At 31.3% G+C, this 14,459-nt stretch carries 15 protein-coding genes and 1 pseudogene; 9 read left to right on the top strand and 7 right to left on the bottom strand.

Annotated elements, in window-relative coordinates; genetic code table 11:
• Positions 1–18: 18 nt before the first annotated feature.
• The 4 genes from speD to rpmB form a co-directional block, all read right to left on the bottom strand.
• Complete coding sequence (gene speD, locus GXM21_RS03700; protein ID WP_008538483.1) at positions 19–807, bottom strand: adenosylmethionine decarboxylase; 789 nt, start codon at positions 805–807, stop codon at positions 19–21.
• Positions 808–868: 61 nt separating this feature from the next.
• Positions 869–1,762 (bottom strand): YitT family protein, encoded by an 894-nt coding sequence (locus GXM21_RS03695; protein ID WP_008538484.1) that lies wholly within the window; start codon positions 1,760–1,762, stop codon positions 869–871.
• A gap of 555 nt (positions 1,763–2,317) precedes the next feature.
• The gene (locus GXM21_RS03690) at positions 2,318–3,562 is read right to left on the bottom strand and encodes a methionine gamma-lyase family protein (RefSeq protein ID WP_008538485.1); all 1,245 of its coding nucleotides are present in this window, start codon (positions 3,560–3,562) and stop codon (positions 2,318–2,320) included.
• A gap of 117 nt (positions 3,563–3,679) precedes the next feature.
• On the bottom strand, positions 3,680–3,868 hold the full coding sequence (rpmB, locus tag GXM21_RS03685) for a 50S ribosomal protein L28 (RefSeq protein WP_008538486.1): 189 nt from the start codon (positions 3,866–3,868) through the stop codon (positions 3,680–3,682).
• Between the two features lie 375 nt (positions 3,869–4,243).
• On the opposite strand from rpmB, the gene nadE reads away from it, so the two are divergent.
• From nadE to GXM21_RS03640, 9 genes and pseudogenes are all read left to right on the top strand, one after another.
• Positions 4,244–6,142, top strand: a complete 1,899-nt coding sequence (gene nadE / locus GXM21_RS03680) for an NAD(+) synthase (protein WP_008538487.1) — start codon at positions 4,244–4,246, stop codon at positions 6,140–6,142.
• Positions 6,139–6,711: a 16S rRNA (guanine(966)-N(2))-methyltransferase RsmD gene (rsmD, locus tag GXM21_RS03675; RefSeq protein WP_008538489.1), complete on the top strand. Its 573-nt coding sequence runs from the start codon at positions 6,139–6,141 to the stop codon at positions 6,709–6,711. Before nadE ends, rsmD begins: the two co-directional genes overlap by 4 nt.
• A 3-nt stretch (positions 6,712–6,714) precedes the next feature.
• Positions 6,715–7,209 (top strand): pantetheine-phosphate adenylyltransferase, encoded by a 495-nt coding sequence (gene coaD / locus GXM21_RS03670; protein ID WP_008538490.1) that lies wholly within the window; start codon positions 6,715–6,717, stop codon positions 7,207–7,209.
• A 26-nt stretch (positions 7,210–7,235) separates the two neighbouring features.
• Positions 7,236–7,736 carry an ATP synthase subunit B family protein gene (locus GXM21_RS03665; RefSeq protein WP_008538491.1) on the top strand — a complete coding sequence of 167 codons (501 nt, stop codon included), beginning with the start codon at positions 7,236–7,238 and terminating at the stop codon, positions 7,734–7,736.
• A 93-nt stretch (positions 7,737–7,829) separates the two neighbouring features.
• Positions 7,830–10,390, top strand: a pseudogene (locus tag GXM21_RS03660) (TIGR03960 family B12-binding radical SAM protein).
• A 164-nt stretch (positions 10,391–10,554) separates the two neighbouring features.
• A complete protein-coding gene (locus tag GXM21_RS03655) occupies positions 10,555–10,935 on the top strand; it encodes a universal stress protein (protein ID WP_008538494.1) in 381 nt (126 codons plus the stop codon).
• Between the two features lie 33 nt (positions 10,936–10,968).
• A complete protein-coding gene (locus tag GXM21_RS03650; protein WP_008538495.1) occupies positions 10,969–11,472 on the top strand; it encodes a gamma carbonic anhydrase family protein in 504 nt (167 codons plus the stop codon).
• Between the two features lie 18 nt (positions 11,473–11,490).
• Positions 11,491–11,949, top strand: a complete 459-nt coding sequence (gene ndk / locus GXM21_RS03645; RefSeq protein WP_008538496.1) for a nucleoside-diphosphate kinase — start codon at positions 11,491–11,493, stop codon at positions 11,947–11,949.
• Between the two features lie 14 nt (positions 11,950–11,963).
• On the top strand, positions 11,964–12,461 hold the full coding sequence (locus tag GXM21_RS03640; RefSeq protein ID WP_008538497.1) for a cob(I)yrinic acid a,c-diamide adenosyltransferase: 498 nt from the start codon (positions 11,964–11,966) through the stop codon (positions 12,459–12,461).
• 42 nt (positions 12,462–12,503) lie between these two features.
• Here GXM21_RS03640 and GXM21_RS03635 read toward each other — a convergent pair whose 3' ends face one another.
• The 3 genes from GXM21_RS03635 to GXM21_RS03625 are packed head-to-tail and all read right to left on the bottom strand — an operon-like array spanning position 12,504 to position 14,443.
• Positions 12,504–13,004 carry a Gx transporter family protein gene (locus GXM21_RS03635; protein WP_008538498.1) on the bottom strand — a complete coding sequence of 167 codons (501 nt, stop codon included), beginning with the start codon at positions 13,002–13,004 and terminating at the stop codon, positions 12,504–12,506.
• Between the two features lie 9 nt (positions 13,005–13,013).
• Positions 13,014–13,385 carry a NusG domain II-containing protein gene (locus GXM21_RS03630; RefSeq protein WP_008538499.1) on the bottom strand — a complete coding sequence of 124 codons (372 nt, stop codon included), beginning with the start codon at positions 13,383–13,385 and terminating at the stop codon, positions 13,014–13,016.
• Positions 13,382–14,443 (bottom strand): FAD:protein FMN transferase, encoded by a 1,062-nt coding sequence (locus tag GXM21_RS03625; protein ID WP_008538500.1) that lies wholly within the window; start codon positions 14,441–14,443, stop codon positions 13,382–13,384. The genes GXM21_RS03630 and GXM21_RS03625 overlap by 4 nt, the downstream gene beginning before the upstream one ends.
• Between the last annotated feature and the right edge of the window lie 16 nt (positions 14,444–14,459).

Below are 14,459 nucleotides of genomic sequence, written 5' to 3'. Positions count from 1 at the left end.
TCAATCATTTATGATTTATCAAAAAACATTTGTACCACTAAAAATCTCTAACATCTCACGACGCAAACGATTGCTTATTTCCAATCTAGTTTTTGGTGGTATTTCATAAATATCAGTATTAAATAAGTAATTACTTAATTCTGGTTCTTTAATCAACATTCTTGTATGAAATAAATTAGCCTGATACACATTTATATCCATTGCATCATAATTCAATAAAGTATCTGGCATAATATAATCTTGAATAGATGTTATTTTATGGTCCATAAATAACTTTCTACCACTGACATCACGAGTAAAACCTCGTACACGATAATCCATCGTTATGATATCAGAATCAAAATTTCCAATTAAATAATCAAGTGTACTAAGCGGAGTAATCTCTCCACAAGTAGAAACATCTATATCCACTCTAAATGTAGCAATACTTGTTTCTGGATGATATTCTGGATACGTATGCACAGTGATATGACTTTTATCCAAATGACCTAAAACAGTCTTACTACTCACACAATCTTCCACTTCATCATTTTTTGCCAAACGCATATTTTCATCTGCCAAGAGAATAGTTACACTGGCTCCTTGCGGATCATAATCTTGACTAGAAACATTAAGCACTCTAGCTCCTATCATTTCTGCTACATTTGTTAAAATCTTTGTCAAACGCTCTGAATTATATTGTTCATCTATATATTTTATATAATCACGCTGTTCCCTTGGTGTTTTGGCATAGCAAACATCGTAAATATTAAAGCTTAAAGACTTTGTCAAATTATTAAATCCATATAGTTTTAATTTTTCGGACACCTAATATCTATCCCTCTTCTAATATATATTTAGGTTAATAAAGGCAAACCTATAAACCTTTTTATTCAGTTAAATCCTTGCTCGAATGTTTTTCCGGCATCTTTATAGTAAAACCTCGTCCAGCAACTTCTGATGTATCTGTAATAATCATAAAAGCTGTCGGGTCTATAGCATTCACTATGAGTTTTACCTTGCTTACCTGTGTCAAATTCACCACTGCAAAAATTACCTTTTGATTTTTATGACTATATGCGCCTTCCCCATTTAAAAATGTAACGCCACGTCCAATATGTTGAATAATAGTCCAACCAATAATTTCTGAAAATGGTGATATGATTATTACTAATTTTTTGCGATTGAAACCAGCTACTACTTTATTAGTGATTTCACCAACAATATACATATTAATTAAAGTATATAAACCAATAGAAACATTGAACAATACTATACCTACTAAAATAATAATCAAGTTAAAACCAAATACTACTGTTCCTAAATCAAGGGAGTAATATTTTTTGATAACAGCACCTAATACATCAAAGCCACCACCATTAGAGTTGGCTCTAAATACAATACCACAACCTATACCTACAAGTACACCACCAAAAACAGAATTAAGTATAGGGTCTTCTACCAGGTGATAGTTTCCAATAAAACTTGTAGCATCAATAGCTACGGATAACATTACTGTTCCAATAATCGTATCAATCGCATATAATTTACCAAAAACTCTATATGCTAAATATACAATTGGGATATTATATACTATTAATTGTAAACCAATCGGTAAATCAATCATATAGTAAACAATAACAGCAATACCACTGAGTCCACTAGCAAGCAACTTCGCAGGAATAATAAACGTACTATAACCTAAACCTGCAATTAACGAGCCAATTAAGATTTTTAAGTAACGCCAAATATGTGTGTTTGCTAATTCTGACATATGTCTCATCTTTCTCCTCCTATAAAATTTCAAAGTTATGTAAATCTCAGCAAAATGTATTTTAACATATTTAAATTATTATTTGTACCATTTTCACATATTCTTAACAATTCCAAAATAATACTATAAATAAGACTATTTTTCTACTAAAATATTTCTTTTATCAAAATCCATTTTTTTATTATTCCGTTTACCAATCTCTCTATTATTTATTTTAACTTATCTAATTATATAAAGCTATTCTAAAAAAAATTTATTTTTATTTATGTATTGAAATTGATTATCATTTATGTTATATTATATATAAGCTTTTCCTTGACTCTCCAATTATGATATATATACAAGCAAAAAAGGCACGAAACAACGTGTCTTTTTTTGTTATACACAAATATTTAACCAACAAAAATTTTTATGATTTAATTCATTTTAGGTATTGAAAATCATTATCATTTATGTTATATTAAATACAAGCTTTTCCTTAGCTCTCCAATATAATATATACACACAAAAAAAGACACGAAATAACGTGTCTTTTTTTGTATTTATTTTACTTTATCACTAAGATTATTTATTTAAATCTTCTACTGCTTGACCTGCACCCATAATAGCAACTAAAGAATGTTCAAAAGTCAATGCGCCTTGAAGATATACATTATATGGTTCACGAATAGGACCATCTGCACTAAGTTCAATAGAAGCTCCTTGTACAAAAGTACCAGCTGCCATGATAACTTGATCTTCATAGCCTGGCATATCCCATGGTTCTGGAGCTGCATAAGAATCAACTGGAGAATATTTTTGAATACCTTGACAAAAAGCAACTAATTTTTCTTTGCTACCCATTTCAATAGCTTGAATAATATCATTTCTTTTTGTATCTGGTGCAGGTAATGTTTTAAATCCTAATAAATCAAAAAATGCAGCAGCAAAAATCGCAGATTTTACAGCTTGAGCGACAACATGTGGTGCTAAAAATAATCCTTGGAATAACAAGCGGTTATTTGCAAGAGAAGCACCAAGTTCTGCTCCCATACCAGGAGAAGTCATGCGATAAGAAGCAAGTTCTACTAAATCTTTTCTACCTACAATATATCCACCTGTTGGAGCAATACCGCCACCTGGATTTTTAATTAAAGAACCAGCAATAATATCAGCGCCTACTTCAATAGGTTCTTTTGTATCTGTAAATTCACCATAGCAATTATCTATATAACAAATACAATTAGGATTGATTTCTTTGACGAATTTGCAAATTTCACCAATTTCATCTACGCTTAAACTTGGACGCATCATATAGCCACAAGAACGCTGAATAACTACCATTTTAGTTTTTGTAGTAATTTTTTCTTTAGCTACATTAAAATCAACACAACCATCTTTTAATGGCACTTCATCATATAAAATACCAAATTCTTTTAATGAACCTGGGCTATCTGTTGCATAACCAATTACTGTTTGCATAGTATCATATGGTGTTCCTGTAATATATATCAATTGATCACCAGGACGCAATATACCAAATAAAACAGTAGCTAAAGCATGTGTACCAGATACAAATTGTGTACGCACTAAAGCCGCTTCTGCTTTGAAGACTTCTGCATATAATTCTTCAATTTTATTTCTACCAATATCATCATAAGCATATCCAGATGTTGTATTAAAATGTGCTTCAGACACTTTTACTTTTCTCATAGCATCAAGAATTTTTAAAGTATTAAATTCTGCTATTTCATCAGGACGAGCAAAATATTCTTTACATAAAGCTAAAGCTTTTTGTCTAGTTTCAATAATTTTTTCAGAAAATGCCATTTTTTTCTCCTATTATTTTTCCTTAAAATTTAATCATGATATTTGATTTATTCTAGCAATAAAAAATAAGCTGCTTAATACTAAGCAGCTTATTTTTTATAATGTCCGTTAAGACCATTAAGCACGCTGGATTTTACCAGAACGCATGCAGCTAGTGCAAACATTAACACGTTTAACTTCACCGTCAACTACAGCACGTACACGCTGAATGTTTGGTTTCCAAGTGCGTTTAGTTTTTAAATGAGAATGGCTTACATTCATTCCTGCTCTTTCACCTTTAGCGCAGATTTCGCAAACATTTGCCATTTAGCACACCTCCTTAAGGAATGGAAGATAGAAAATAATTACTAAGTCATGAACTGCCTTCTATAATAATAGAAATAATTTACATATTATAATAGTTGACTTCTTGCTTCATCAAATTCGTTACCTACTATCTCCACAAGCTTAAATTCGGGTTGTTCTTGCCCTATTGTCTTGACGACTACATATTTATTATATCTAATAAAAATCATGTCGTACTTTTAAAAAACACAGTGCTAACATTATATCACAGAAAGAATTTAAATTGCAAGCTTTTTATTTATATATATCTCTATTTATCTGCTCATTTACTTGTAAATCAATACAATTCGTGCTATTGTAGTAACATAATTAATTAATAATAAAGGCGGTTGTTTTATGGTAAAAATCTGTTTCAGCCAAATTGATGTTGAACCAAGTCATCCTGACCTAAATGTAGAGCGTATGCTTCAAGCTATTGATGAAGCTAAACAAAATAATACAGATATTATAATTTTCCCTGAAATGTGTATTCCAGGTTATCTCTTAGGTGATACTTGGGAACAAACAGCATTTTTAAAAGATTGTTTAAGCTATGGCGAAGATATTATCGCAGCTTCTCAAGATATTTGTATCATTTTTGGTAATATTGCTGTTGACTGGGATAAGAAAAATACTGATGGTCGCGTTCGTAAATACAATGCTTTATATACAGCTTATAATGGCAAATTAATCAAACCTGAAAAATCTCCATATCCATTTGTCATCAAAACTCTATTTCCAAATTATCGTGAATTTGATGATAGTCGTTATTTCTTCAGTTTACAAAGCTTAGCAACTGAACTAAAACTCAATTTAAATGATATTCTTTCTCCTGTAAAAGTCAATATCAAAGGTCAAGAATTAAATTTAGGTTGTATTTTATGTGAAGATGGTTGGAGTGATGATTATGCCTTTGCTCCGATTGATATTCTTTGTCAAAATTATAAATTAGATATGTTAATCAATATATCTGCTTCTCCTTATACTTTCGGCAAAAATAATAAACGCCATCGCGTATTTGCAAAACAAGCAAAAGATAATAACATTCCTTTAATATATGTAAATAATATTGGTATTCAAAACAATGGTAAAACTATCTATACTTTTGATGGTTCTAGCACAGTTTATGATGAAAATGGAAATATCATTGCAACTTGCCCTGCTTATAAAGCTCAAAATAATTATATAAACTTACTTGGCAATGATGAATATACTCCTCTTCCAATTCCTCAAAATGATGATATTTCTAATATTTATCAAGCACTTCATTATGGTATCAAAAAATTCCTCAAAAATATTCGTATGCAAAAAGTAATCATCGGTATTTCTGGTGGTATTGACTCTGCTGTTGCTTCTGCTCTTTATGCAGATATTTTAGGTGCTGAAAATATTACCTTAATTAATATGCCTAGTAAATTCAATTCTGCTACAACAAAAGGTCTTTCTAGTCAATTGGCTCATAATTTAGGCTGTAATTATGCTATTGTGCCAATTCAAGAAGTTGTTGATTTCACTGTAAATCAATTTGAAAATACTGATATCACTCATTTAGCTACTAATGATGTTCATAAAGTACAAGTATCTTCTTTTGTCAAAGAAAATATCCAAGCTCGCGACCGTTCAGCTCGCATTTTAGCTGGTATGGCAGCTAGCATTAGTGGGGGCTTTACTTGTAATGCCAATAAAGCAGAAACTACAGTCGGTTATTCCACATTATACGGTGACCAATCTGGATTTTTAGCTGGTCTTGCTGATTTATGGAAATATCAAGTATATGAATTAGCTCATTATCTAAATGAACATGTATATAAACGTGAAGTAATTCCTCAAGGTATTATTGATATTGTACCTAGTGCCGAACTTTCTAGTGAACAAGATGTTGATGCTGGTAAGGGCGACCCTATTAAATATCCATATCACGATTATTTATTCCGCGCTTTTGTCGAAAGCTGGCAAAAAGTTACTCCAGAAGATATTCTTCTTTGGTATAGTGAAAAAACTTTAGAAGAACATATTGGTTGCAAGGCTGGTCTTGTAGATAAATACTTTGCTACAGCTAAAGACTTTATCTGCGACTTAGAACGTTGGTGGAATTTATTCACAGGTATGGCAGTAGCTAAACGCATTCAAGCACCACCTATCTTAGCTATAAGTAGACGTGCTTATGGTTTTGACCATCGTGAATCTCAAAATGGCCCATACTATACAAAAGCTTATAAACAATTAAAAGCTAAATTATTAGGTGATAATTTATGAGAATAATCACAGGTTCAGCTCGCGGGGCAAAATTAAAAGCCCCTAAAGGGCAAAATACTCGACCTACTGCTGACAGAATAAAAGAATCTTTATTTAATATATTAGGTTCTTTTATCTATGATAAAAATGTCTTAGATTTATTTTCAGGAACTGGCAGTTTATCCTTAGAAGCACTCAGTCGAGGAGCCAATCATGCCATCATGGTAGATTGCTCTTTAGATAGTATTTCAACTATTAAATTTAATGCTACGCATACAAAACTTATTGATAAATCTACTATCTTAAAAGCTGATGTCTTTGCTACCATAAAAAAATTACATCTAAAACAAACAAAATTTGATATAATATTTTGTGACCCGCCATATCATCAAGATTTATGCTTAAAAGTTTTGCAAATGCTCCATGAATATCCATTATTAACTGAAGATGGTATAATTATTATGGAACATGCTATTGAAGATAAACTACCTTCAGATTTTCATCAATATACTTTATTGCGTAATCAAAAATATGGTTCTACTACACAAATAAGTATTTATGAATTAAAATCAAATAAAAGTGAGGATTAATGTATGACTATTGCTATCTGTCCTGGAAGTTTTGACCCTGTAACTAATGGGCATATTGATATTTTTGAACGAGCTTCTAAAATGTTTGATGAAGTAATTGTTGGTGTTTTCAATAATATAAATAAAAAACCTTTATTTACTGTTGAAGAACGCGTAGCTTTATTAAAACAAGCTACTGCTCATATTCCTAATGTAAAAGTTGATTGTTTTGCTGGTCTACTTGCTGACTATGCTCATCAAAAAAATGCTCATGTAATCGTTCGCGGTTTACGTGATGCCAACGATTTTCTCTATGAGTTTCCACGCGCTATGCTCATCAAAAACATGGCTCCAGATATTGAAAATATCTTTTTAACTACTGATAATAAATATTATCATGTATCTTCATCTGCAATTCGAGAATTAGCTCAGTTCGGTGGAAATATCACTCATTTAGTTCCTCATTGTGTAGAACTTGCTATACATGAAAAAATCAAACGAGTACCTACATCAAAATAATTATAAATTATAGAGGTAATATCACTATGGATTTATTAGACTCCCTTCACGAATTAGAAGATCTTGTGGCTAGTTCTTCTCGTTTCCTTTTAACTAACAAATGCTTAGTAAACGAAGAAGAACTCATTCGTCTCATAAGTAATATTCGCAAAGAATGGCCTTCTGCTTTAAAAGAAGCTGAAGAAATCAATGCAAATCGAGATAAAATAATCGAAGATGCTCGCATAGAAGCCAAAAATATCATAGAACAAGCAAAAGTATATGCTCAAAAAAAAGCTTCTGAAAATGAAATTACTTTAGCTGCCGAAGCTAAAGCAAAAGAAATTTTAGAAAAAACATATAAACATTCTGAAGCTATGCGCAATGATTCTGTTCAATATGCTGAACAAGTATTTGACCATATGAGTGTTTATATCCAAAACATTTTAAATACAGTTCAAGTAGCTAAAAATGGTCTTCAACATGTTGGTCTTCCTGAAAAAGATGAAACTGAAGAAAAACAAAAGTCTACTGAACAAAAAGATTAATTATTATTTGGTATATATTATATTTAAAAGCTACTGTATGAAAAATAAAAATTTCCTATACAGCAGCTTTTTTCATGAAGAAAGGATATTAAATTGATTAAACTAGACCCTTCTATTTTACAAACTGTTACCAAACCTGCTCGCTATACTGGTGGCGAATTAAACGCTGTACACAAAAATCATAAAGATGTTGATTGTCGCTTTGCTTTATCCATGCCTGACGTTTATGAAGTAGGTATGTCCAATTTAGGCTTAAAAATTCTCTATGAAGTATTAAATGAAAGACAAGATACTGTAGCTGAACGTGTTTATGCTCCTTGGCTTGATATGGAAGACAAAATGCGTGAACATAATATACCACTTTATGCTTTAGAATCTTTTACACCAATCAAAGAATTTGATTTTGTTGGCTTCTCACTTCAATATGAAATGATTTACACTAATGTTTTAAATATGTTAGACTTAGCCAACATGCCTCTTTGGCAAAAAGACCGCACAGAAAATGACCCATTTATCGTTGGTGGTGGCCCTTGCGTATATAATGTTGAACCTGTAGCTGATTTCTTTGATTTCTTTGTCATCGGTGAAGGCGAAGAAGTTTTAAATGAAATCGTAGATACTTTCATCACTTGGAAAAAACAAGGTAAAGTAGGTGGCAGACAAGGATTTTTAAAAGAACTTGCTAAATTAGACGGCATCTATGTTCCTTCATTATATGAAGTTCATTACAATGAAGATAATACTTTCAAAGAAATTTTACCGCTTTGCCCAGAAGCTAAACCTGTAATCAATAAACGTGTAATCAAAAATTTCCGCGACTCTTTCGCTATCAAAAAACCTGTATTACCTTATATTGATATCGTTCATGACCGTGTAATGCTCGAATTATTCCGCGGTTGTACTCGTGGTTGTCGTTTCTGTCAAGCTGGTATATCTTATCGTCCTGTACGCGAACGCACTGCTGACCGCTTACGCACTATCGCTAAAGAAATGCTCGATAACACTGGTTATAATGAAATGAGTCTTACATCTTTAAGCTCTGCTGATTATACTTGCCTTGGTGAAATCGTAGATGACCTCATGGAAGATTATAAAAACGAACGTGTATCTTTCTCTTTACCATCTCTACGCATTGATAGTTTCTCCATTGACCTTGCTCACAAAATGCAACAAGTCCGTAAAAGTGGTTTGACTTTTGCTCCTGAAGCTGGTACACAAAGATTACGCGATGTAATCAATAAAGGTGTAACTGAAGAAAATCTTATGGAAGCAACAGGCGCTGCTTTCCGTCATGGCTGGAAAACAGTAAAACTTTACTTCATGATGGGTCTACCAACTGAAACTGATGAGGATATCATCGGCATTGCTGAACTCGGTGCAAAAGTTGCTAAATTATATCGTTATATCACTAAACGCCGTGATATTCGCGTTACTGTTAGCGTATCTTGTTTTGTACCAAAACCATTTACACCATTCCAATGGTTCCCACAAAATACTTTAGAAGAATTCCAACGTAAACAACAATTATTAAAATCTCATATCACTGACCGCTCTATCCAGTTTAACTATCATACTGCTACAACTAGTATCCTAGAAGGTACTATTTCTCGTGGCGATAGACGCCTTAGCAAAGTAATCTATCAAGCATGGTTAGATGGAGCAAAATTTGATGGTTGGAGCGAAGAATTTAAATATGATGTTTGGATAAACGCTTTTGCCAAATGCAATATTGACCCATATTTTTATAATATGCGTGAATATAAATTTGATGAAAAACTCCCTTGGGAACATACTACTCCAAGTGTTAGCAAAAAATTCTTATTGCGTGAATACGAAAAAGCTACAAAAGGCGAGTTAACAAGAGATTGCCGTCATGGCAATTGCAACGCTTGCGGAATTTGCCCTACACTTGATACTGATATGGATACTATTAAATAATTATCTATTATGTTTATGGAGGTTTTTATTAAATGATAAAATATCGCTTAGAAATCACAAAAGGCGAACCTATAAGATATATTTCCCATCTTGATTTTGCATCTTTAATGCAACGTGCAATTTGTCGTGCTCATCTTCCAGCAGCTTACTCCGAAGGTTTCAATCCTCATATGAAAATTTCTTTTGCTTCTGCTTTATCTGTAGGTATAACAAGCGATGCTGAATATATGGATTTAGAATTAAAAAAAGACATTTGTCAACCTGAATTATTTGATAAATTATCTAAAGCATTGCCACCAGGAGTGAGACTTTTAAAAGCTAGACAAATTGATATGCGTGCTAAAGCTTTGATGTCCATTGTTGATGAAGCTTCCTATTCTATCGTTTTACCTTGTCAAGATGACTTAAACACTGTAACAAAAGCTATCAATAAATTTAATCAAACTAAAGAAATTGTCGTTGTTCGTGAAACACCAAAAAAACGCAAAGAAATAGAAATCAAACAATATCTTCCTAAAGCTATGCAATACAATTTAGAAGATAATACATTAAATATTTCTTTAAATATAAAAATCACATCTACTGGTACTACTAAACCAAATGAAATTTTAGATGTATTAAAAAATGAATATAAATTAAATATTTCTGTAGAAAATGCCCTAGTTTGTCGCACAGGATTGTATCATCAAGGAAAAGCCTTAATAGATATAGACTAATTATAAAAATCTCTTAGTATATTTTGTTAATATATTAAGAGATTTTCTTTTTTCAATTTAATTTATTTCTAAACAAAAAAAGGATTTTCAAAAATTATCACGAAAATTAATAATATAAGAAATATGAAATAAAACTTTATGTCCTATCATAAGGAGGTTTTTTTATGAGTAAAATTAATAAAATCCTAGTTCCTGTAGATGGTTCTGATAATGCTTGTAAAGCAGTTGACCAGGCAATTTCTTTAGCCGAAAAAGCTGGTGCATCTCTTGAATTCGTTTACGTTTCTAGTCATATCAATGAACATATTCCTAGTGATATCATCTTTGATCGTATCTGGGAAAAACTTCCAAAAGATATTACTGCAACAAAACATGTAGAAACAGGCTCTCGTCCAAAAGCTATTATTCGTGTAGCTCAAGAAACTAATTCCGATATCATCATCATGGGTAGCCGTGGTCTTGGTATCTTCAAAGGAGCTCTCATTGGTAGCGTAAGTCAAAAAGTTATTGAAGATTCTCCTGTTCCTGTAATGGTCGTAAAATAATTATAAATTATTTTTAGTTAGGGGATTTTTTTAATGATTCAAGCTTATAAATCACATACACCTAAAATAGCTAAGACTGCATATGTTCATCCTAGTGCAGTAATCATCGGTGATGTTACTATTGGCGAATACACTAATATTTGGCCAGGTGCTGTACTTCGTGGTGATTTGCAACCTATAGTTGTTGGTGATTATACAAATATTCAAGATAATGTAACTGTTCATGTAATGAGCAATGCACCTACTCATATTGGCAGTTATGTTACTATCGGTCATAATGCTGTTATTCATTGTAGTAAAGTCGGCGATAATACTCTAATTGGTATGGGCGCTATACTACTTGGATATGCTGAAATTGGTCATAATAGTGTAATTGGTGCAGGTTCTCTTGTTACTGAGCATAAAAAATTACCAAATAATTCTATGTTATTTGGCTCACCAGTAAAAGTAGTCCGTGCTTTAAGAGAAGATGAAATCGAAGCACTTCATGAATCAGCTTTACATTATAAACTTTTAGCTGATGGATACAAAGAATAAAAATAGGAGTTGTCTTTTATGAGAGAAAGAACGTTGGTATTAATCAAACCTGATGCTGTAGTAAATTATCATATTGGCGATATTATTAGTCGTTATGAAAAAGAAAAATTTGATATTGTAGCTATGCGAATGCTAGAAATGGACGACTGTATAGCCTCTAAACATTATGCTGAACATGTGGGTAAACCTTATTACCAACGTTTAGTGGATTTTATGGCTTCTGATAGAATTGTCGCTTTAGTAGTTGAAGGTGAAAACGCTATTGAAAGAGTTCGTGAACTCCATGGTAAAACAGACCCTAATTTAGCACAACCTGGCACAATCCGCAGTGATTTTGCACTTTCCAAAACTGTAAATACTGTTCATGCTTCCGATAGCCCTGCTAATGCAGAACGTGAAGTTCATGTATTTTTCAGTGAAACAGAAATCTATATACCTAACCATGATATCGACTTTAGCGTATATAATGGTGATTGATAAAAGGAGAAAATATGTCTATTTGTACAAAAACAGGGGATAAAGGCACTACATCTTTATTTACTGGAGAACGCGTTGCTAAAAATTCTTTACGTGTACAAGCTTATGGTACTGTTGATGAAGTCAGTTCTGCTCTCGGTCTTGCTAGAGCTTTTGCTCAAAAAGAAGAAGTTAAACAACTTTTATTAGAACTTGAGCAAACTAATCTAAAATTAATGGCTGATTTAGCTAGTATCACAGATAAATATTATATAAATAATGAAATCATTTCTAATATAGATCAAAAAATCGTTGAGTTTGAAGCTAAATTACCAGCATTGACTGCTTTTATTATGCCTGGTAATACTCAATCTGGAGCATTTTTAGATTTAGCACGTACTACTACGCGTAGAGCTGAACGTGAAGTTTTAACTTTAGCTGAAAAAGAAGCTATTAATGAAAATGTAAAAATTTATTTAAATCGTTTATCTGACCTTTGCTTCCTCCTCATGCGTGTCGAAGAAGAATTATAAACAAAAAATCCTATTGCCTAAAATTTTTAAGCAATAGGATTTTTATTTTTGCATTAATATGGCTTTACTTTTGAGTAAATATTGTGTACATAAACCAATAAATAAACCTGTAATCATTGCTGATAATAATAACCATGGTAAATACATCATAATTGCTAAAGTCTTTGTTATAAATATTGCTATAATTATTTGCCCTATATTATGTGCACAAGCTCCTAATATACTAACTATAAAAATGTATTTTTCTTCTATTTTATCATGCAGTACACTCATCACAACAAAACAACAAATTCCGCCAGCTAAACTATACATTATAGCCATAAGATTACCACTAAATAAACTACCTAAAATAATTCTAGCCATCAGCACCAATAGTGCCTCCTTTGCTCTATATCTATAAATTACATATAAAGTTACTATATTTGCTAAACCTAATTTAATTCCTGGAAATGGAAAAGGATTTGGTATTTGTAATTCTACAATAAATATACTTAGTGCTATCGCAGTTAATAAAGATAATTGCACTAATTTTTTTGTCTTCATCACTATCACCTAATTTATCATAGCATCAATTTCTTTATCATCATTTACATATTGAATTACTAAATGATTGGGCAAACACACTATAGGAGTAAATGCTGATTTTAAAATTCCCATATTTACACATGTTTTATCAGGACAATCAGCTTCAATTATACTTATCTGTTTATCTTTTATTTGAATTATATTTTTATGACCTTGGAATTCTACCTGTATTAATTCATCTTTACTCTTATTTAAATCCAAAGTATAAATTATATTTCCATCTTGAATTATCTCCACTGTATTTGTTTTTTCGGCAAAACTATTTCTTAAACCAATAAAAACGGCAATAAATATAATTCCCAAAATAATACATATTACTGATTTATTAATATTGTTCATAAAGTTATCACCACCATATGATAATCTTTATATTTATCTTGCAAAGTAAAACTATCAACTAAATTCTCAGTTATATATATTTTTTTATCATCTGTAATCAATATCATCTCAAATGCATCATTTTCATCTTTATTTTGCTTCCAATAATTAATAGCTTCATCTACTCCCATTACAAATAATGCTGTGGATAAAGCATCACCTAATTTTCCTTGTTTTGTCACAATCGTTACGGAATTAATATGTTTATCTGCTGGTTTACCTGTTTTTCCATCTAAAATATGCCAATATCGTTTGTTATCTTCGCCGATAAAATATCGCTCATAATTTCCTGAAGTTACAATCGCACAATCTGCTAATCTTAAGATACCTATATAATCTTGACTATTAGGTGATTTAAGTCCAATATTCCATAAATCACCATTTGGTTTTGTTCCTAATAATTGAACATTACCACCTAAATTTATTACGGCAGACGATATATTATTTGCCTTCAAAATTTTTATGATTTCATCACCTATATATCCCTTAGCTACTGCTCCTAAATCAATCTGCATACCATCTGGCAAATATATTTGATTTTCTTTTAAACTAACTTTCCTATAATCCACATAATTTAATAAATCTCTTATTTTTGTTTCATCAGGTATTTGGTATTTTCCTGTAGTAAAGCCCCATTCTCTAAGCACTGGATATATAGTCGGCTCTAAAGCTCCGTTTGTTTTTTCTGCCATCTGTAAGGCAAATAAAACTACATTTTTAGTATCTTCACTTAATTTTATATCTCGTTCTTGATGATGATTTACTTTATAAATTTCACTATTTTCATCAGTAACCGATAATAATTTTACTAATTCATCTATTCTCGTTTTTATTTTCGCATTTAAATCTAATGGATATAGTGAAGGTTTTTCATATATTACCCATGAAATTTGCGTATCCATTGCTAAAATAGTATCTTTTTCCACTATTGTTTTATTTTCTACAAATATTTTATACGTAGCAAAAATAAGAAAGGACAATATAATCACTATGAAAATATATAATTTTTTCTTCATCATTATCTGTCCTTTCTTA

The sequence above is a fragment of the Megamonas funiformis genome (assembly GCF_010669225.1).
Classification (GTDB): Bacteria; Bacillota; Negativicutes; order Selenomonadales; family Selenomonadaceae; genus Megamonas; species Megamonas funiformis.
This window is presented reverse-complemented; position numbering and strand designations above follow the sequence as displayed.

Bases quoted from the DNA above. Each gene is read 5' to 3' on its own strand.
- GXM21_RS03695 (WP_008538484.1), bottom strand. From the start codon at position 1,762: ATGAGACATATGTCAGAATTAGCAAACACACATATTTGGCGTTACTTA.
- rsmD (WP_008538489.1), top strand. From the start codon at position 6,139: ATGAGAATAATCACAGGTTCAGCTCGCGGGGCAAAATTAAAAGCCCCT.
- GXM21_RS03655 (WP_008538494.1), top strand. From the start codon at position 10,555: ATGAGTAAAATTAATAAAATCCTAGTTCCTGTAGATGGTTCTGATAAT.
- GXM21_RS03640 (WP_008538497.1), top strand. From the start codon at position 11,964: ATGTCTATTTGTACAAAAACAGGGGATAAAGGCACTACATCTTTATTT.
- GXM21_RS03630 (WP_008538499.1), bottom strand. From the start codon at position 13,385: ATGAACAATATTAATAAATCAGTAATATGTATTATTTTGGGAATTATA.
- ndk (WP_008538496.1), top strand. From the start codon at position 11,491: ATGAGAGAAAGAACGTTGGTATTAATCAAACCTGATGCTGTAGTAAAT.
- GXM21_RS03635 (WP_008538498.1), bottom strand. From the start codon at position 13,004: ATGAAGACAAAAAAATTAGTGCAATTATCTTTATTAACTGCGATAGCA.
- rpmB (WP_008538486.1), bottom strand. From the start codon at position 3,868: ATGGCAAATGTTTGCGAAATCTGCGCTAAAGGTGAAAGAGCAGGAATG.
- GXM21_RS03690 (WP_008538485.1), bottom strand. From the start codon at position 3,562: ATGGCATTTTCTGAAAAAATTATTGAAACTAGACAAAAAGCTTTAGCT.
- coaD (WP_008538490.1), top strand. From the start codon at position 6,715: ATGACTATTGCTATCTGTCCTGGAAGTTTTGACCCTGTAACTAATGGG.
- nadE (WP_008538487.1), top strand. From the start codon at position 4,244: ATGGTAAAAATCTGTTTCAGCCAAATTGATGTTGAACCAAGTCATCCT.
- GXM21_RS03625 (WP_008538500.1), bottom strand. From the start codon at position 14,443: ATGATGAAGAAAAAATTATATATTTTCATAGTGATTATATTGTCCTTT.
- GXM21_RS03665 (WP_008538491.1), top strand. From the start codon at position 7,236: ATGGATTTATTAGACTCCCTTCACGAATTAGAAGATCTTGTGGCTAGT.
- GXM21_RS03650 (WP_008538495.1), top strand. From the start codon at position 10,969: ATGATTCAAGCTTATAAATCACATACACCTAAAATAGCTAAGACTGCA.